Origin of the sequence: Chimaeribacter californicus, assembly GCF_002858675.1 — a bacterium.
Classification (GTDB): domain Bacteria; phylum Pseudomonadota; class Gammaproteobacteria; order Enterobacterales; family Enterobacteriaceae; genus Chimaeribacter; species Chimaeribacter californicus.
Genome location: NZ_PJZF01000016.1, coordinates 19,341 through 37,342, shown reverse-complemented (window position 1 = coordinate 37,342; position 18,002 = coordinate 19,341). Strand labels below are relative to the sequence as shown.

Annotated in this window: 15 protein-coding genes; 10 read left to right on the top strand and 5 right to left on the bottom strand. The window is 58.3% G+C overall.

The genetic code is table 11. The features are described 5' to 3' along the window. Positions 1-211: 211 nt before the first annotated feature. A complete protein-coding gene (locus CYR55_RS16530) occupies positions 212-601 on the bottom strand; it encodes a winged helix-turn-helix transcriptional regulator (protein WP_101817466.1) in 390 nt (129 codons plus the stop codon). Positions 602-711: 110 nt separating this feature from the next. Here CYR55_RS16530 and CYR55_RS16525 point away from each other — a divergent pair, with 110 nt between their 5' ends. Then, entirely contained in the window at positions 712-1,446 is a 735-nt protein-coding gene (locus CYR55_RS16525) for an SDR family NAD(P)-dependent oxidoreductase (RefSeq protein ID WP_101817465.1), read from the top strand. A gap of 70 nt (positions 1,447-1,516) precedes the next feature. Continuing rightward, positions 1,517-2,116 (top strand): NADPH-dependent F420 reductase, encoded by a 600-nt coding sequence (locus CYR55_RS16520; protein WP_101817464.1) that lies wholly within the window; start codon positions 1,517-1,519, stop codon positions 2,114-2,116. A gap of 254 nt (positions 2,117-2,370) precedes the next feature. Here CYR55_RS16520 and CYR55_RS16515 read toward each other — a convergent pair whose 3' ends face one another. Continuing rightward, on the bottom strand, positions 2,371-3,366 hold the full coding sequence (locus CYR55_RS16515; RefSeq protein WP_101817463.1) for an SDR family oxidoreductase: 996 nt from the start codon (positions 3,364-3,366) through the stop codon (positions 2,371-2,373). A gap of 194 nt (positions 3,367-3,560) precedes the next feature. Between CYR55_RS16515 and CYR55_RS16510 the strand changes: the two genes are divergently transcribed. After that, positions 3,561-4,295 carry an SDR family oxidoreductase gene (locus tag CYR55_RS16510; RefSeq protein WP_101817462.1) on the top strand — a complete coding sequence of 245 codons (735 nt, stop codon included), beginning with the start codon at positions 3,561-3,563 and terminating at the stop codon, positions 4,293-4,295. Between the two features lie 2 nt (positions 4,296-4,297). Here the strand turns inward: CYR55_RS16510 and ligB are convergent, their stop codons facing one another. After that, the gene (gene ligB, locus CYR55_RS16505) at positions 4,298-6,013 is read right to left on the bottom strand and encodes an NAD-dependent DNA ligase LigB (protein WP_101817461.1); all 1,716 of its coding nucleotides are present in this window, start codon (positions 6,011-6,013) and stop codon (positions 4,298-4,300) included. A 278-nt stretch (positions 6,014-6,291) separates the two neighbouring features. Between ligB and gmk the strand changes: the two genes are divergently transcribed. The 5 genes from gmk to recG are packed head-to-tail and all read left to right on the top strand — an operon-like array spanning position 6,292 to position 12,149. Beyond that, a complete protein-coding gene (gene gmk / locus CYR55_RS16500) occupies positions 6,292-6,915 on the top strand; it encodes a guanylate kinase (RefSeq protein WP_101817460.1) in 624 nt (207 codons plus the stop codon). Between the two features lie 54 nt (positions 6,916-6,969). Continuing rightward, positions 6,970-7,245, top strand: coding sequence for a DNA-directed RNA polymerase subunit omega (rpoZ, locus tag CYR55_RS16495; RefSeq protein WP_101817459.1), 276 nt, complete (start codon positions 6,970-6,972; stop codon positions 7,243-7,245). Between the two features lie 18 nt (positions 7,246-7,263). Next, entirely contained in the window at positions 7,264-9,369 is a 2,106-nt protein-coding gene (spoT, locus tag CYR55_RS16490; RefSeq protein WP_101817458.1) for a bifunctional GTP diphosphokinase/guanosine-3',5'-bis pyrophosphate 3'-pyrophosphohydrolase, read from the top strand. A gap of 5 nt (positions 9,370-9,374) precedes the next feature. Further along, complete coding sequence (gene trmH, locus CYR55_RS16485) at positions 9,375-10,067, top strand: tRNA (guanosine(18)-2'-O)-methyltransferase TrmH (protein WP_101817457.1); 693 nt, start codon at positions 9,375-9,377, stop codon at positions 10,065-10,067. Then, positions 10,068-12,149 carry an ATP-dependent DNA helicase RecG gene (gene recG, locus CYR55_RS16480; protein ID WP_101817456.1) on the top strand — a complete coding sequence of 694 codons (2,082 nt, stop codon included), beginning with the start codon at positions 10,068-10,070 and terminating at the stop codon, positions 12,147-12,149. On the opposite strand, the gene gltS is transcribed toward recG, so the two are convergent. Then, a complete protein-coding gene (gene gltS / locus CYR55_RS16475) occupies positions 12,134-13,381 on the bottom strand; it encodes a sodium/glutamate symporter (RefSeq protein ID WP_101817455.1) in 1,248 nt (415 codons plus the stop codon). The genes recG and gltS overlap by 16 nt on opposite strands. Before the next feature lie 238 nt (positions 13,382-13,619). Between gltS and CYR55_RS16470 the strand changes: the two genes are divergently transcribed. After that, positions 13,620-15,008, top strand: coding sequence for a nucleobase:cation symporter-2 family protein (locus tag CYR55_RS16470; RefSeq protein WP_101817454.1), 1,389 nt, complete (start codon positions 13,620-13,622; stop codon positions 15,006-15,008). Positions 15,009-15,152: 144 nt separating this feature from the next. After that, positions 15,153-16,892, top strand: coding sequence for an AsmA family protein (locus tag CYR55_RS16465; RefSeq protein WP_101817536.1), 1,740 nt, complete (start codon positions 15,153-15,155; stop codon positions 16,890-16,892). Between the two features lie 90 nt (positions 16,893-16,982). Here the strand turns inward: CYR55_RS16465 and fabY are convergent, their stop codons facing one another. Beyond that, positions 16,983-17,930 carry a fatty acid biosynthesis protein FabY gene (gene fabY / locus CYR55_RS16460; protein ID WP_101817453.1) on the bottom strand — a complete coding sequence of 316 codons (948 nt, stop codon included), beginning with the start codon at positions 17,928-17,930 and terminating at the stop codon, positions 16,983-16,985. Positions 17,931-18,002: the final 72 nt, after the last annotated feature.

Below are 18,002 nucleotides of genomic sequence, written 5' to 3'. Positions count from 1 at the left end.
CCTGACAGGATTTGGGTACATCAGTTTGGGTACACCCCCTCTTCAACATATAGGTATTCACAATGCCAACACTGACAGATAGGCAAATTCGCTCATGGATAAAGGCCAGCGTTAAGGCTGTTCTCTGTTGATAAAGAGACATTGTCCAGATCAATTCTTTTTGCCCATTTAGCGTTGTTCCTTACTAAGACAATTATCTTTGTGAGGGATTTTACGCTTTCTCCTCGTACTGTTCTGGATAGCGGTCCCGGCTGGCAAAGATGTTTGTCACTTCCATCATATTCTCGGTTCCCCATGTACACAGTGGGATGATTGCCTCGGCCAGGCTACGGCCCAGCGGGGTCAGCGCATAGTCTACGCGTGGCGGTACTTCCTGATAATCGGTACGCGCCAGCACGCGGTCAGCCTCGAGATCCTTCAACTGCTGAATTAATACCTTGTGGCTCACGCCATTGATCGACCGCTTGAGCTCGCCGTAGCGCTTCGGACCGCTACGTAAGAAAAACAGCACCAGCGGTTTCCACTTGCCTGAGATGATGCGAAGCGTGGCGTTCAGCCCACAGCCGGTACCACAGTTTTCGGTTTGAGAGGGTGTTGTCATTTGATACTTACCTAAAGGTGCATACTTGTACTTAGGTTAGCAGAAGCGCAATGTGGTCAGCAAGTAAGCAATTGCCTGCTTCTTCACAACTCAAATGAAGGGTGAACAACATGAACAGATTAAATGGAATGACCGCCGTGATCACCGGCGGCGCTACCGGCATTGGGCTTGCTGCTGCCAAACGTTTCATCGAAGAAGGTGCTTTTGTCTTCATCTTTGGCCGCCGGCAAGAAGCGCTTGATGCCGCTGTAAATGAACTTGGCCCGAACGCCCGGGCCGTTAAGGGCTCGGTCTCAGAGCCACTCGATCTTGACCGGCTTTACGCGGCGGTGAAAGCCGAGCGCGGAACGCTGGATATAGTATTTGCCAATGCCGGTACGGGAAGCCAGCTGGCGTTAGGCAATATTACCGCCCGGCATATTGATGAAATATTCGACACCAATGTAAAGGGGGCAATTTTTACCGTCCAGAGTGCGTTGCCGCTCATGGGTAAGGGCGGCTCGATAATCCTGACCGGATCAAGCGCAGGCACAACGGGTGCTCCTGCATTCAGCGCTTACAGCGCGAGCAAAGCGGCAGTGCGTAACCTCGCACGGAGCTTTGCAGAGGATTTGAAGGGCACCGGTATCCGGATAAACGTGCTTTCACCGGGACCGACGGCGACCGAACTTGCAAAAGCAGCGCTGGGTGAGGACGGCATAAAAGCCTTTGGCTCAATGACCCCGCTCCAGCGTATGGCCGATCCGGATGAACTCGGGGCGGCAGCGACTTTTCTCGCGTCGTCGGACAGCAGCTTCATGACTGCCAGCGAGCTCGCTGTTGATGGCGGACTAGCGCAAATTTGACCCGCGATGCTTTGCTGATCACCCCATTTGATTTCAAAACCCACCGGCACAGTCAATCCCAGGAATATCTATGAGTTATGCAATTATAGGTTTCGGCAATATTGGTCAGGCGCTTGCAAAGGCATTTGCCCGAAGCGGCATAGAAGTATCTGTCGCCACCACCCGCGACCCAGAAAGCTATGCTTCTGCGGCGGCAGCGATAGGGCCCGAGGTGATTCCAAAAAAACTCACGGAGGCTGTAAAGGCGGACGTCATCTTTTTGGCCGTCCGTTACGAATCGCATCAGGATGTGGCGAGGACGCTTCCGACCTGGAAAGGAAAAACTATCATCGATGTGACTAATGCCTATGGTGTATCGCCCGAGGAACTAGGGGGACAGCCCTCTTCTGACGTCGTCGCTCAGGCATTTACTGGTGGAATGCTGGTCAAGGGATTTAACCATTTAGCCTCTGCTGTTCTCGGACAAGATCCGCATATACAGGGAGGCAGGAGAGTTGTTTTCCTGGCGAGTGATGAGAAAGGTGCTGAAGATGAAGTTGGCCTGCTTGCGGAAAGGCTTGGTTTCTCACCGATTAAACTCGGTGGTCTTTCTGAAGGTGGGCAACTCGTGCAGGCGCGCGGAAATAGCTGGGGCAAGCTGATCTTTAAAGATTTAGTCAAATTTGAATGATTAACTGCCCTCGATCACTGTTTCAAAGATTTTAAATACTTTCAGACATTAAGCCCCTAATCAGGGGTTTTTATATCGAATTTATCCATTGGGAGGCGGCCCCTAAAAGGCCTGAATACGCTATACCCATGTCCAGGATCTTTAGCGTCCGGGCCACATACTTCCACCAATCCTTAGACACGCCTCTCTTTGTATCCGTTTGACATGCTCAATATGAAAAGCCCGCCCCTTGCGGGCTTTTTTCTGCCGGACGATCAGCGTTTACGTTTGCGCCCCCGCGTCAGGGCGGCGAGGCCTAGCCCGGCCAGCGCCAGAACGGTGACGCCCACCATATGGGAATCCACAGAGATCGCCTTGTCTTTGGCATTCTTACTAAACCGGCCATGGGTACGGTGCAGGTGCTCTACCGGCTCATACAGGTAATCCGGACGCAACGGGGATTCCGGCTCGTCGGTCATCTGCCCTTTATAGGCCTGTTTTGCCAATAATTTGTCCAGCATACCGGGGAAGACCATGTTGCCGAGAATCGATTGCAGCGTTGCCTTGCCCAGCCAGATTTCACGCGGGGCGCGCCTGGCGGCGTCAAAAATAGCCCGGGCGGCCACTTCCGGCTGGTAAATCGGGGCCACCGGCTGCACGCGGTGGCTGAGTTTATTGCGCGCCCATTCAAATTGCGGTGTATTGATGCCCGGCAGATGCACCATGGTCAGGCGTACCCGGCTTTTATCGTGAATCAGTTCACTGCGCAGCGAATCAGTAAACCCACGGAGCGCCGCTTTGGCCGCACAATACGCTGACTGCAGCGGAATAGAGCGATAGGCCAGCGCCGAACCGGTCTGCACAATGGTGCCGTGGTTGCGTGGCTGCATACGCTTCAGGGCAGCGAGCGTGCCGTTGACGGCCCCAAGATAAGTGACGTCAGTAACGCGTTTATATTCTTCAGGCGTCATCTCGCTGACCGGGGCAATTACCGTATTCATGGCAACGTTTACCCATATATCGATAGGGCCAAGATCGTTTTCCACCTGATCGGCTGCCCGCTCAACCTGCGCCGAATCAGAGACATCCACCGGCAGCCCCAGTACGCGGCCGCCACAGGCTTCCAGTTCCTCAACGGCGCTGCGCAGCCCCTCTTCTCCCCGGGCAAGTATGGCGACATCAAACCCTTCCTGGGCGAAATGGAGAGCGGTAGCCCGGCCAACCCCTGCCGTTCCGCCTGTAATGACGGCCACACGTGCGTGATTACTCATTGATTACTCTCCTTTGAAATACGCCTTTAGTGCAAAAAGCATAGCAGCCAGCTGTACCAGCGCGCGGTTGCCCCAGAGGAATAGGCAATACACAAAGAGGTATGGGTATTTTTCAACCATCCCATCGGGCCTATCATCAGCCATGTTGACGCACGTTCAGCGTCTGTTTTTCTATTTTCTGAAAGGGTAACCCTATGACCAGTATCAAGAACAAAGTGATTGCCATCACCGGCGCAAGCAGCGGTATTGGCGAAGCCACGGCACGTTTACTGGCAGAACGAGGCGCGCGGGTCATCGTCGGCGCACGCCGGGTGGATCGGCTGGCTACGCTGGTGGATGAGATCCGCTCTGCGGGTGGTGAAGCCTGGAGCCAGGCGCTGGACGTCACCCGGCTGGAAGAGATGGAGGCCTTTGTTGACCTGGCGATGCGCAAATTTGGCCGCCTGGATGTCATTATCAATAATGCCGGTGTCATGCCGCTTTCTCCTTTGTCGTCCCGTAAGGTGGATGAGTGGAACCAGATGATCGACGTCAATATCCGCGGCGTATTGCATGGCATTGCCGCAGCACAACCGGTGATGCAGGCCCAGCAGAGCGGCCATGTCATTAATATCTCCTCGATCGGCGGGTTGAGCGTGTCCCCCACTGCCGCCGTGTACTGCGCCACAAAATATGCCGTGCGCGCTATTTCTGACGGCCTGCGTCAGGAGTCAGACACGCTGCGCGTTACCGTAATTTACCCCGGCGTGGTGGAGTCAGAACTGGCCAATACCATTACAGACGATACTGCCCGCCAGGCGATGGATTCTTTCCGCCGTATTGCCATCAAACCCGATGCCATTGCGCGGGCCGTGGCTTACGCCATCGAACAGCCGGATGAGGTAGACGTCAGCGAACTGGTGGTGCGCCCGGTCGCCAGCCCTTACTGAGGTTACCCTGCGTTACCCGGCGGGGCATCCGGCAGAAACGCCGCGATGCCCCACTGTTGCAGCTCAGTAATCATGGCCGTCACCGCCGGGTGGTGCAGGAATGCCCACAGGTGCGCGGCCCGTTTTTTGCCGATCCCGGCATAGGTGTGCCAGTCCTGTTCCGTGCGCTGGCTGACCGCCTGCCAGCCACTGCCGGAAAGGGCGTTCAGCGCATAGGGCGGCAGGCCCAGTGCGCTCAGCCATTGCCAGAGGTTTTTCTGCCGCGCCAACTGCAGGCTGGCATAGATTTTTTCCGCCTGCTTCAGGCTCAGCCCGGTATCCGTGGCCAGATCGGTACTGTTCAGTTGCAGCCAGCCCACCAGCGAGCCCAGCTTTCCGCTGTCGATCAGTTTGCGCCAGCTCTCCGGCCCCAGACCGGCCAGTTCCAGCCCATGCGGGCCACTGAGCCAGACCAGGCGCGCAAGAAATTGCTCCCGGCATTCCGGCGTCAGGGTAAAACAGGTAAACGGGGTGAACTGGTCCGCATCGGGGTACACCACCGGTTTACGCGCGTTCACCCGCCAGGCGACACCTTCCAGCCGGGGAATGCCTTGCCCCGCCAGCCCGATGATCACCCGGTCTCCCTCTGCCAGATCCCAGCGTTTCAGCCTTTCCGGGGAGCCGATATTGACGCGCTGCACCTGTTTGTCATCCAGCTGAACCGGGTGAAGGTGAAGGATAGCGGCGACTTTCCCGGTTCTGCCTACCGTAAACTCAATGGCGCGTACTTCCGCCGTCTGGCGGGCAGGCGGATATTTCCAGGCAATAGCCCAGGCCGCAGGCTGGTTTTGCCAGTAACGCCCCGCCGGGCTTTGCCCTTCGCGAATCACCACGCCATCCGTCACAAAAGGAAGCGGGGCATGGAACCATTGATCCCGCTGCGCTGCGGCCTGCTCGAAGGTCGTCAGCGGCAAGGTATAGCGGGCGGTCAGAGGAAAACCCAGCTCAGTTAACGCCTGCAGGCGGGCAGGCATCTCTGCCGGGCCATCCGGCCACTCCCAGGCGAAGAAACCGAGTTGCCGCAGTTCAGACGCTGCGGCCTGGCGGCGCATCAACAACCCCGCCGCTTTATTCCGGGCATTAAGGCCGCCCTGTACCGACTGTTGATGACCGGTCATCCGCAGGAAAATCTCCCCCTGGAGGGTGATATCCTGCCAGCGGCTGCCGGGCGGCAGGGTCAGCGGCACACTGCCCATCTGGCGGACACTCTCCGTCCATGACTGCCCGCGCAGGCCGTCGCCCCGGCTGATGGCAGACACCAGCCTGCCATGGCGGTAAGTCAGGGTAACCGCTACGCCATCCACTTTGGGCTGTATCCACACCTCCTGTTTCCCCGCCAGCCAGTTTTTCAGGGCGCGGTCATCCGCGGCTTTTTTCAGGCCGGTGTGGGCCACCGGGTGCGGCACTTTTCCCGCCGCCAACGCGGGTTTCCCGGCCTGATGCCCCGCGCATTGTTGCCATTCGCCCAGTGTCAGGCGCAGTTGATCGTAGAGCGTATCCTCTATCAGGCTGACACCCTGTTGGTAGTACGCGGTGTCACACGCCTCCAGCCGGCGGCTCAACGCCGCAATTTCCTGCGTCAGCCGCGGCGCATCCCAGGCGGGGCAATCCGCAGAGGCCTTTGCCGGTACCGCGCCATACAGCAGCACAATGCCTGCCAGTATTATTAATGAACGCATAGCGCCCTCCTTTTGCCGCCGAGTTAACCGCATTAACGGGCGCGGTTCGAGCAGCAAAAAGCGGTGTTGGAAGCGGTGCCGAAACAATAAATACCGGGGTGCAACGGAGATATTTAGTTTGCGAGGCGTCTCGGCTTTCCGGCAGAACCGATAGCGCAGGCGGTGAGTTTCAGGTGAAATAAACGCGAACGCTGCATCCGGACGGGTAGCCGTGTATACTGTGCGAAGACATTCTCTTCCGCATCAACATATCAACCGTTACAGCTGAAACATCACCTATGGCTCAAGGCACGTTATATATTGTCTCTGCCCCCAGTGGCGCAGGGAAATCCAGCCTGATTCAGGCTTTGCTGAAAACACAACCGCTCTACGACACTCAGGTTTCCATCTCCCATACCACCCGCGCCGTGCGCCCGGGCGAGAAGCATGGTGAGCACTACTTTTTTGTCTCTGAGGCGGAATTTTGCGACATGATTGAGAAAGATGACTTTCTTGAACATGCGCAGGTGTTCGGCAACTATTACGGCACCTCACGGGCCGCCATTGAGCAAGTCCTGAAAACGGGTGTTGATGTGTTTCTGGATATTGACTGGCAGGGTGCCAAACAAATCCGGGAAAAAATGTCTGACGCGCGCAGCATCTTTATTCTGCCGCCGTCAAAAGAGGAACTGGGGCGCCGCCTGCGTGGCCGCAACCAGGACAGCGAAGAGGTTATTGCCAAACGTATGGCGCAAGCCGTCGCGGAGATGACCCACTTTGCCGAGTACGATTACCTGATCGTTAATGATGATTTTGATCTGGCCCTGTTGGATTTAAAAACCATTATTCGCGCTGAACGTCTGCGTCTGGGCCGCCAAAAGCTCAAGTATGACGGTTTAATCACCAAATTATTGGCAGACTGAAGTCACTTTCAGTATTATGCCCAGTCATTTCGTCACCTGTGGAGTAGCACTTATATGGCACGCGTAACTGTTCAAGACGCTGTAGAGAAAATTGGTAACCGTTTTGACCTGGTGTTGGTCGCTGCTCGTCGGGCGCGCCAGATTCAGGTAGGCGGTAAAGATCCGCTGGTTCCGGAAGAGAACGACAAATATACCGTTATCGCCCTGCGTGAAATCGAAGAAGGTCTGATCAATAACCAGATTCTCGATGTCCGCGATCGTCAGGAACAGCAAGAGCAGGAAGCCGCTGAAATTCAGGCTGTGACCGCGATCGCTGAAGGCCGTCGTTAATCGGAGTTGTGAAATACCTTGTACCTGTTTGAAAGCCTGAATCTGCTGATTCAAAAATACCTGCCCGAGGAGCAGATCAAGCGCCTCAAACAGGCATACCTCGTTGCGCGCGACGCGCACGAAGGTCAGACCCGCTCCAGCGGTGAGCCGTATATTACTCACCCTGTGGCGGTTGCCTGCATTCTGGCGGAAATGCGCCTTGACCACGAAACGCTGATGGCGGCCCTGCTGCATGACGTCATCGAAGATACCCCTGCGACGTATCAGGATATGGAGCAGTTGTTCGGCAAAAGCGTGGCTGAACTGGTTGAGGGCGTCTCTAAGCTGGATAAGCTTAAATTCCGTGACAAGAAAGAAGCGCAGGCGGAAAACTTCCGCAAGATGATCATGGCGATGGTGCAGGACATCCGCGTCGTTCTGATCAAGCTGGCCGACCGGACGCACAACATGCGTACCCTCGGTTCGCTGCGGCCGGACAAGCGCCGCCGCATCGCGCGTGAAACGCTGGAGATCTACAGCCCGCTGGCCCACCGGCTGGGTATTCACCATTTAAAAACCGAGCTGGAAGAGCTGGGTTTTGAAGCCCTTTATCCGAACCGTTACCGTGTGATCAAAGAGGTCGTGAAAGCGGCACGCGGCAACCGTAAAGAGATGATTCAGAAGATCTTGTCTGAAATCGAAGGGCGGTTGACGGAAGCCGGTATTGAATGCCGCGTGAGCGGACGTGAAAAGCACCTGTACTCGATCTACTGCAAAATGCACCTGAAAGAGCAGCGTTTTCACTCCATCATGGACATCTACGCCTTCCGCGTCATCGTAAAAGAAGTTGATACCTGCTACCGCGTACTCGGCCAGGCCCACAGCCTGTATAAGCCACGCCCGGGCAGGGTCAAAGATTATATCGCCATTCCCAAGGCCAACGGCTACCAATCCCTGCATACCTCCCTGATCGGCCCGCACGGCGTGCCGGTTGAGGTACAGATCCGCACCGAGGATATGGACCAGATGGCAGAAATGGGGGTGGCCGCGCACTGGGCCTATAAGGAACAGGGCGAATCCGGCACCACGGCGCAAATCCGTGCGCAGCGCTGGATGCAAAGCCTGCTGGAACTGCAACAGAGCGCCGGCAGTTCGTTTGAATTCATTGAAAGCGTGAAATCTGATCTGTTCCCGGATGAGATTTACGTGTTCACGCCGGAAGGCCGCATTGTGGAATTGCCGGCCGGCGCAACGCCGGTGGACTTCGCTTATGCGGTGCATACAGACATCGGCCATGCCTGTGTGGGCGCGCGCGTTGACCGCCAGCCTTACCCGCTGTCGCAGTCACTGAGCAGCGGCCAGACGGTAGAGATCATCACCGCGCCGGGCGCCCGGCCGAATGCCGCGTGGCTGAACTTTGTGGTGAGCTCTAAAGCGCGCGCCAAAATCCGCCAGATGCTGAAAAACCTCAAGCGTGATGATTCCGTGTCGCTCGGCCGCCGCCTGCTGAACCATGCCCTGGGCAATGGTCGCAAGCTGTCTGATATTCCGGAAGAGCATATCCAGCGTGAGCTGGAGCGTATGCGTCTCGCCTCTATGGATGACCTGCTGGCAGAAATTGGCCTGGGTAATGCCATGAGCGTGGTGGTTGCCACTAATCTGCTGGGTGACCACACCACTATCGGCCCGAGCGGGATGCGTAACCTGCCGATCAAGGGTGCCGATGGGGTGCTGATCACCTTTGCGAAATGCTGCCGCCCGATCCCCGGTGACCCAATCATCGCCCACGTCAGCCCGGGTAAAGGGCTGGTTATCCACCATGAGTCGTGCCGTAATATCCGCGGCTACCAGAAAGAGCCTGAGAAATTCATGGCGGTGGAGTGGGATGATCAGGAACTGGATCAGGAATTCATTACTGAAATCAAAGTGGATATGTTCAACCATCAGGGTGCGCTGGCGAACCTCACGGCGGCAATTAATGCGGCGGAGTCCAACATCCAGAGCCTGAGCACCGAAGAGCGTGATGGCCGGGTTTACAGCGCCTTTATCCGCCTGACCGTGCATGATCGTATTCATCTGGCGAACGTTATGCGTAAAATCCGTATTATGCCGGATGTGATCAGAGTAAACCGAAACAGAAACTAAGGCTGATGACTCCACAACGATACGCGCGAATCCGCGAAATGCTGACTGCCAGACAACCGGATCTCACGGTATGTATGGAGCAGGTTCATAAGCCCCACAACGTCTCGGCCGTGATCCGCACGGCCGATGCGGTGGGTGTTCATGAGATCCACGCGGTCTGGCCCACCAACCGCATGCGTACGCTGGTCTCTTCCGCTGCCGGCAGCAACAGCTGGGTTCAGGTACAAACCCATAAAACCATCACCGACGCCGTGTCCTGCATGAAAAGCCAGGGTATGCAGGTGCTGGCGACCCATCTTTCCGATAACGCCGTTGATTTCCGCGAGATCGATTACACCCGCCCGACCTGCATTCTGCTTGGGCAGGAGAAAACCGGCATCACGCCTGAAGCGCTGGCCCTGGCCGATCGCGATATCATTATCCCGATGGCCGGCATGGTGCAGTCATTGAATGTCTCGGTGGCCTCCGCACTCATCCTGTATGAAGCCCAGCGCCAGCGTCAGAATGCCGGCATGTATCACCGCGATACCTGCATGCTGGATGACGAGGAACAGCAGCGCTTGCTGTTTGAAGGCGGCTACCCAGTGCTGGCCAATGTGGCGAAACGCAAAGGCCTGCCGCGCCCGGCGCTGGATGAAACCGGCCAGATTGTGGCAGACCCCGCCTGGTGGGCCGCCATGCAGTCTACGGAGCGCTGAGTGGAAGGCCGCCTGCTGGATGCCGTGCCGTTAACCTCCCTTACCGGGGTAGGCGCCAGTCAGGCAGGCAAACTGGCAAAGCTCGGCCTGGAAACGATTCAGGATCTGCTGCTGCATCTGCCGATGCGCTACGAAGATCGCACCCACCTTTACCCTATCAATGACCTGCTGCCGGGCATTTTTGCCACGGTGGAAGGGGAAGTGCTGCGCACGGATATCAGCTTCGGCCGCCGCCGGATGATGACCTGCCAGATCAGCGACGGCACCGGCGTTGTGACTCTGCGCTTTTTCAATTTTAATGCTGCCATGAAAAACAGCCTGGCCACCGGCCGCCGGGTGACGGCTTATGGTGAAATTAAACGTGGTAACCATGGCGCGGAGATTATTCACCCGGAGTACCGTATTCAGGGTGAGAACAGCGAAGTGATGCTTCAGGAGTCACTGACGCCGGTCTACCCGGCGACCGAGGGCATCCGGCAGGCGACCCTGCGTAAGCTGACCGATCAGGCACTTGAGTTGCTGGATACCGTGCCGATTGCCGAGCTGCTGCCGGAAGAACTGCGCCGCTCGATGATTTCACTGCCGCAGGCGTTGCATACGCTGCACCGGCCGCCGCCGGACATCCGGCTCGACGATCTGGAAAAGGGGCGGCACCCGGCCCAGCGCCGCCTGATCATGGAAGAGTTGCTGGCGCATAACCTCAGTATGCTGGATGTGCGCGCCGGTACGCAGAGTTATCAGGCGTTGCCCATCCCACTGGATACCCAATTAACGCAGCGTTTCCTCGCGTCCCTGCCGTTTAGTCCTACCGGTGCGCAACAGCGCGTGGTCGCGGAGATTGAACAGGATCTGGCGCGCGGTTTCCCGATGATGCGCCTGGTGCAGGGCGATGTGGGTTCCGGTAAAACACTGGTGGCTGCGTTGGCCGCGTTGCAGGTGATCGCACAGGGCAAACAGGTGGGCATGATGGCCCCGACCGAGTTACTGGCGGAGCAACATGCCAATAACTTCCGGGCGTGGTTTGAGCCGCTGGGCATTCAGGTTGGCTGGCTGGCCGGTAAACAGAAAGGCAAAGCGCGCCTGGCCCAGCAGGAGGCAATCGCGTCCGGCCAGGTATCAATGGTGGTGGGCACCCACGCCATCTTCCAGGAGCAGGTGCAGTTCAATGGCCTGGCCCTGGTGATCATCGATGAACAGCACCGTTTTGGTGTGCATCAGCGGCTGGCGTTATGGGAGAAAGGGCTGGAGCAGGGATTCCATCCGCATCAGTTGATCATGACCGCCACCCCCATCCCGCGCACGCTGGCGATGACGGCATATGCCGATCTCGATACCTCGGTGATTGATGAACTGCCGCCGGGCAGGACGCCGGTCACAACCGTGGCGATCCCCGATACCCGCCGCGAGGAGATTATTCAGCGGGTGAGGAATGCCTGCCAGCAGGAAGGGCGGCAGGCGTATTGGGTCTGCACCCTGATAGAAGAGTCCGAGATGCTGGAGGCGCAGGCCGCCGAAGTGACCTGGGAAGGGCTGAAAGAGGCGCTGCCCGGCCTGAATATCGGGCTGGTGCATGGCCGGATGAAACCGCAGGAGAAGCAGGCGGTGATGCAGGCGTTCAAACAGGGTGACATTCAGTTGCTGGTGGCGACCACGGTAATTGAGGTGGGCGTCGATGTGCCGAACGCCAGCCTGATGATTATCGAAAACCCGGAGCGGCTGGGCCTGGCCCAGTTGCACCAGTTGCGCGGCCGCGTTGGCCGTGGCGCGGTGGCCTCCCATTGTGTGCTGCTCTACAAAACGCCGCTGAGCAAAACTGCCCAGCGTCGCCTGCAGGTGCTGCGTGACAGCAATGACGGTTTCGTGATTGCCCAGCAGGATCTGGAGATCCGTGGGCCGGGTGAGCTGCTCGGTACCCGCCAGACCGGCAGCGCCGAGTTCAAAGTTGCCGATTTGCTGCGCGATCAGGCGATGATTCCGGAAGTGCAGCGTGTGGCGCGCCATATCCACCAGCGCTACCCAGACCATGCCAAAGCACTGATCGAGCGCTGGCTGCCGGCGCGCGCCCGCTATACCAATGCCTGACCTAACGGCAATACCCATGCCTGTCCTGACGGCCAGATGCCCGGCAGCATCAGAAACAGTTTAATCACCAGCGCATTCGCAATATCAATAAAGAACGCCCCGACCATCGGCACGATCAAAAACGCCAGGTGTGAAGGGCCAAAGCGGCCGGTAATCGCCTGCATATTGGCAATCGCCGTGGGTGTCGCCCCCAGCCCAAAACCGCAATGCCCGGCCGCCAGTACCGCTGCATCATAATTTTTGCCCATCACCCGGTACGTCACGAATATCGCATAGAGCGCCATCGCCAGCGTCTGCACTGTCAGGATCACCAGCATCGGCACCGCCAGCGCAGAAAGCTCCCAGAGTTTCAGGCTCATCAGCGCCATGGCCAGAAACAGCGACAGACTGACGTTCCCCACCACGGAGACCGCGCGGTCAAATACCCGGTAAAGCCCGGTCACCGACAGCAGGTTGCTGAGCACCACGCCGATAAACAGCACGCAGACAAAGGTTGGCAACTCACAGGCGGTGCCGTGCAGTATCCGGGCAAGATAGCTGCCGGCAGAGAGACAGATGGCGATCATCGCGATGGTTTCGATCAAAACCAGCGGCGTAATCAGGCGGCCGGTCAGCGGTTTCTCAAAGGCACTGGGGGTCGCCAAATCCTCCGGGCAGCCGTCCGGCGTGGCAGAGTGCTTGACCAGATAACGCGCCACCGGGCCACCAATCAGCCCGCCGAGCACCAGACCAAAGGTGGCGCACGCCATCGCCACCTCGGTGGCACTGCTGAAACCGTAGCGCTCAGTGAATACCTTGCCCCAGGCCGCGCCGGTGCCGTGGCCGCCGGAGAGGGTAATGGAGCCGGAGAGCAGCCCGGTCAGCGGGTTCAGCCCCATTAACGTCGCCAGCCCGATGCCCAGGATATTCTGTACCAGCAACAGCCCCACCACGACCCCCACAAAAGAGAACAGCGCTTTGCCGCCGGTGCGCAGGCTGCTGATGTCCGCATTCAGCCCGATGGTGGCAAAGAAGGCCAGCATCAGCGGCTCTTTCATCGCATTGTCGAACGTCAGCTCCCAGCCAAAAAACTGTTTGGCGGCCAGTAAAGCCAGTGCGACGACCAACCCGCCGGCCACCGGTTCAGGAATGGTATAACGGTTAAGCAACGGCACGGTCTGGACGCATTTCCGCCCCAATAATAATACCAGCGTGGCGGCGACCAGCGTGCCGAAGGTATCCAGTTCAATCATAAAAGTGCTCCCGAAAAATGATAAACATTCTCTATATCAATCTATTATTGTTATACCCACACAGTCTGTGTGATAAGACGATGGGATTAAAAACCGAAAGACCCAGCAAAAGCAAGGGTAATGCCTGGGTACGCAGCGAAGAGGGGCAATAAGATTTCGTGGCAGGCTGTTGGCAAACGTTTGCTTTTTAACGGGCGGGATCATTAAAATGCCCCCTTTGCCGCCCTGGAAACCCATCATGAGCCTGCACACCGCAGAGCGGGATAACACCGCTGCCGCTACGCCCCGTAACAGTGAACTGATTTACCGGCTTGAAGACCGGCCACCGCTGCCGCAAACCCTGTTCGCCGCCTGCCAGCATTTGCTGGCGATGTTTGTTGCGGTGATTACCCCGGCGTTGCTGATTTGCCAGGCGCTCGGCCTGCCTGCGCGGGACACGCAGCACATTATCAGCATGTCGCTGTTCGCTTCCGGCCTTGCATCTATTCTGCAAATCAAAACCTGGGGGCCGGTCGGGTCCGGGCTGTTGTCGATTCAGGGCACCAGCTTTAACTTCGTCAGCCCGCTTATCATGGGCGGCATGGCGTTGAAAAACGGTGGCGCGGATGTGCCTACCATGATGGCGGCGTTGTTCGGCACCCTGATGATCGCCTCCTGCACGGAGATTGTGTTGTCCCGCTTCCTGCATCTGGCGCGCCGCATCATTACCCCGCTGGTCTCCGGTATTGTGGTGATGATCATCGGCCTGTCGCTGATTCAGGTCGGGTTGACCTCTATCGGCGGCGGCTATGGCGCGATGAGCGACCACACTTTTGGTGCGCCGAAAAACCTGCTGCTGGCGGCGGCGGTACTGGGGGTGATTATTCTGCTGAACCGCCAGCGCAACCCTTACCTGCGTGTCGCCTCGCTGGTGATCGCCATGCTGGTGGGTTACCTGCTGGCCTGGGCTATGGATATGCTGCCGGCCACGGCGGCGGCGAGCGCCTCGCATGCGTGGATCATGCTGCCGATGCCGCTCTACTACGGGCTGGGTTTTGACTGGAATCTGCTGTTGCCGCTGATGCTGATTTTTATGGTCACGTCACTGGAAACCATTGGCGATATCACGGCGACGTCGGATGTCTCTGAGCAACCGGTGTCCGGGCCGTTGTATATGAAACGCATCAAGGGCGGGGTGCTGGCGAATGGCCTGAACTCCCTGCTGTCGGCGGTGTTTAACACCTTCCCGAACTCCTGTTTCGGCCAGAACAACGGCGTGATCCAGTTGACCGGCGTGGCCAGCCGCTATGTGGGCTTTGTGGTGGCGCTGATGCTGGTAGTACTCGGCCTGTTCCCCGGCGTGAGCGCGCTGGTGCAGCACATCCCTGAACCGGTGCTGGGCGGCGCAACCATTGTGATGTTCGGCACCATCGCGGCCTCCGGCGTGCGCATCGTCTCCCGCGAGCCGTTAAACCGCCGGGCGATCATGATTATCGCGCTCTCGCTGGCGGTCGGGCTGGGCGTCTCCCAGCAACCGCTGATTTTACAGTTCGCGCCGGACTGGGTGAAAAATCTGTTCTCCTCCGGGATCGCGGCCGGCGGCATTACCGCCATTGTGCTGAACCTGATCTTCCCGCAGGAAAAGTAACGCCTTCCCTGTGCCCGTCTGACCACGGCCGGTGTGTTCACACATCGGCCGTTTTTTATGAATTGTGTTTGGTTGCGCTCTTGTGATAACCCGCTGATTGCGGCATAAACAGGGATAACTTTTTTGGGCGAACTGGATTGGGCGATGAAATTTCTCGGAAAGCTGGTGCTGACCGTACTGTTAGTGTGCGTTTTGGTGATCGTACTGGGATATGTCGTGATACAGACTCAGTGGGCGGCGGGCGGGCTCAGCCGTTGGGTCAGCGCCAACAGTGATTACCGGCTCACGGTGGGGAAAATCAACCACTCATGGTCTTCGCCTTCCTTCCTGACGCTGCAACATGTCCGGCTCGCGCGGGCCAACCAGCCGGAGATGCTGAATGCAGAAGAGGTGAACCTGGGCTTCGACTGGCAGCAATTCAGCCAGCCGGGCCATTTTGATCGCCTGACGCTGCGTAACGGCAGCCTGAACCTCAGTAACCCCAATGCCGGCGTGCCGGTACAGGCCAACCTGCTGCAACTCAGCAATATGCGGCTGGTGGCCGGGATTGATCGCCTCTCGGTGACGGCCCAACAGGTGGATGCCGGTATCACGCCATGGCACCCCGCGCCCGGCCGCGTACTGGGTAATGACGCAGAGTTCCAGCTGAGCGCCGGTGAGCTGACCGTCAATGATATGCCCGCTTCACAGGTACTGGTGCAGGGGCGTATCCAGCAGAACCGGCTGCTGCTGAATAATGTCGGCGCGGATTTCGCCCGTGGCCAGTTAACCGCCAATGCCAGCCGCGACGCGGACGGCAGCTGGAACATCAATAACCTGCGGCTTAGCAACATCCGCCTGCAATCCCCACACCCGCTGGCAACCTTCCGGCAGGACTTCGAGGCACTGCCGAAAATCACATTGCAACGGCTGGATGTGATCGACGCGCGCCTCCAGGGGCCGGACTGGGCCTTTAACGATCTTGACGTCGCCTTGCAGAATATGACCTTTGATCATGGCGACTGGCAGAGTGATGACGGTTCCATCGCCTTTAATGCCAGTGACCTGATCAACGGCAGCCTGCACGTTACCGACCCGATTGTTGATCTGGCGTTTGACCAACAGGGCATTACCCTGAAACAGCTGAGCACCCGCTGGCAGAACGGTCTGCTGCGCACCACCGGCCACTGGTCACGCGCTGACCGGCAACTGCAGCTGGATGAACTGGTGGTGGCTGCGCTGGAATATACCCTGCCCGGCGACTGGCAGACGCTGTGGATGAAGCCGCTGCCGGGCTGGCTGGCCGGGATTACCGTCAGCAAGCTGACCGCCAACCGCAACCTGATTATTGATGTGTCGCCGGACTTCCCGTTCCAGCTGACCGCGCTGGACGGTACCGGCAACGATCTGGTGCTGGCGCGCGATCACCAATGGGGGATCTGGGGCGGCAAACTGACGCTGAATGCCAGCGAGGCGACGTTTAATAAGATTGATGTCCGCCGCCCTTCCCTGAGCCTGACGGCAGATGCTGACCAGATTGCCGTGACGGAGTTGAGCGCCTTTACTCAGGCGGGCCTGCTGGAATCCACGGCGACGCTGAGCCAGCAGCCGCAACGTACCTTCAGCGTGACGCTGAACGGCCGCGCGGTGCCGTTGTCGCTGGTGCAGAACTGGGGCTGGCCGACCGTGCCGGCGAGCGGTGACGGCGCACTTCAGGTGCAGTTGCAGGGGCAACTGGCCGCCGGCACGCCGCTGAAAACCGGGCTGAACGGGCAGTTGACCGCGACAGACGCGCAGGGGCAACAGATCACGCAGCAGATGATTAACGGTACCGTCAGCGGTGCCGCCCCGGCCCCACCGGCTGCCGCGCCGTTGCCGCAGAATCTGACGCCGCCGGCACCCTGAGCCTTCGGTAGGTGGTAACACTGCTTACGTAAACCAAAATACAAAACGGGCGGCCCAGGCCACCCGTTTTTTTCATCGCATTTTCACGTCTTACGCGACGCCCAGCTCTGAGCCGCCCTTTTCCAGCGGATCATAGGGTTTCGCCGGCAGCACGATGTAGGTGCCTTCAAATACCGCGCCCTGCTCCTCATCCCCATACAGCGCCACAGTCAGCTGAACCCGCGCCTTGCGGCCACGAGCCAGCCGATCCAGATCGCCGCTGATGGAGCCGAGATCGGCCACGGCCCGCGGCCGCCCGCTGACCGGGTTGCTGTAACGGATATGGGCGTCGGCCAGAATAATGGTGCCGCCCAGATGGCGCTCCCGCAGCAATAACCAGATCAGCCCCCAGCCGGTGAGCGTGGCCATCGAGAAGAGGCTGCCGGCAAACAGGGTATGGTGTGGGTTCTGGTTGCCCGCCTCCGGCATGGTGGTGACAAACCGCTGGCCGGTATACTGGCTGATGCGCACGCCCATCTTTTCACTGAGCGGGATATGCTCATACCACGCCTGCTGAAGCTGCCCGCACCAGTCCGGCCGGTGAAGGATGTCATCCAGCGTCGCGACCGGTTTTATCATCAGGAAATGGCGCACCGGCGTGGTCTGCGGCACCGCAATTTCACCCTGGTTCACAAACCCCAGGGTGGCAAAGAACTCAACCGCATCTTCACGCGCGCTGCATACCACGCGCTTCACGCCTTCCTGACGGGCCACCGACTCCAGGGTCATCGCCACCAGCGTCCCTAACCCTTTGCTCTGGACACTGGGGTCCACCGCCAGAAAACGGATCGACGCTTCATTGTCCGCATTGATGTAAAGCCGCCCGGCGGCGACGATTTTCCCATGCTCATCCACCACCATCTGGTGATGGGCCATCGCATCGTAGGCATCTTTTTCCGAGCCGATCGGCTGATGCAGCGGCTTGCGTAACATCTCCCAGCGGAACTGGTAGTACTCTTTCAATTCTTGTTCAGTCACAGGTACACGCAGGTGATACATAGACACAGTCTCTCATTGAATTCGTCAGTCAGAACCGCCGGGCTGCCCGGTCGCGTTTTAGTTATTGATATG

Bases quoted from the DNA above. Each gene is read 5' to 3' on its own strand.
- CYR55_RS16520 (WP_101817464.1), top strand. From the start codon at position 1,517: ATGAGTTATGCAATTATAGGTTTCGGCAATATTGGTCAGGCGCTTGCA.
- CYR55_RS16530 (WP_101817466.1), bottom strand. From the start codon at position 601: ATGACAACACCCTCTCAAACCGAAAACTGTGGTACCGGCTGTGGGCTG.
- CYR55_RS16515 (WP_101817463.1), bottom strand. From the start codon at position 3,366: ATGAGTAATCACGCACGTGTGGCCGTCATTACAGGCGGAACGGCAGGG.
- CYR55_RS16470 (WP_101817454.1), top strand. From the start codon at position 13,620: ATGAGCCTGCACACCGCAGAGCGGGATAACACCGCTGCCGCTACGCCC.
- rpoZ (WP_101817459.1), top strand. From the start codon at position 6,970: ATGGCACGCGTAACTGTTCAAGACGCTGTAGAGAAAATTGGTAACCGT.
- gltS (WP_101817455.1), bottom strand. From the start codon at position 13,381: ATGATTGAACTGGATACCTTCGGCACGCTGGTCGCCGCCACGCTGGTA.
- gmk (WP_101817460.1), top strand. From the start codon at position 6,292: ATGGCTCAAGGCACGTTATATATTGTCTCTGCCCCCAGTGGCGCAGGG.
- trmH (WP_101817457.1), top strand. From the start codon at position 9,375: ATGACTCCACAACGATACGCGCGAATCCGCGAAATGCTGACTGCCAGA.
- fabY (WP_101817453.1), bottom strand. From the start codon at position 17,930: ATGTATCACCTGCGTGTACCTGTGACTGAACAAGAATTGAAAGAGTAC.
- CYR55_RS16465 (WP_101817536.1), top strand. From the start codon at position 15,153: ATGAAATTTCTCGGAAAGCTGGTGCTGACCGTACTGTTAGTGTGCGTT.
- CYR55_RS16510 (WP_101817462.1), top strand. From the start codon at position 3,561: ATGACCAGTATCAAGAACAAAGTGATTGCCATCACCGGCGCAAGCAGC.
- CYR55_RS16525 (WP_101817465.1), top strand. From the start codon at position 712: ATGAACAGATTAAATGGAATGACCGCCGTGATCACCGGCGGCGCTACC.
- ligB (WP_101817461.1), bottom strand. From the start codon at position 6,013: ATGCGTTCATTAATAATACTGGCAGGCATTGTGCTGCTGTATGGCGCG.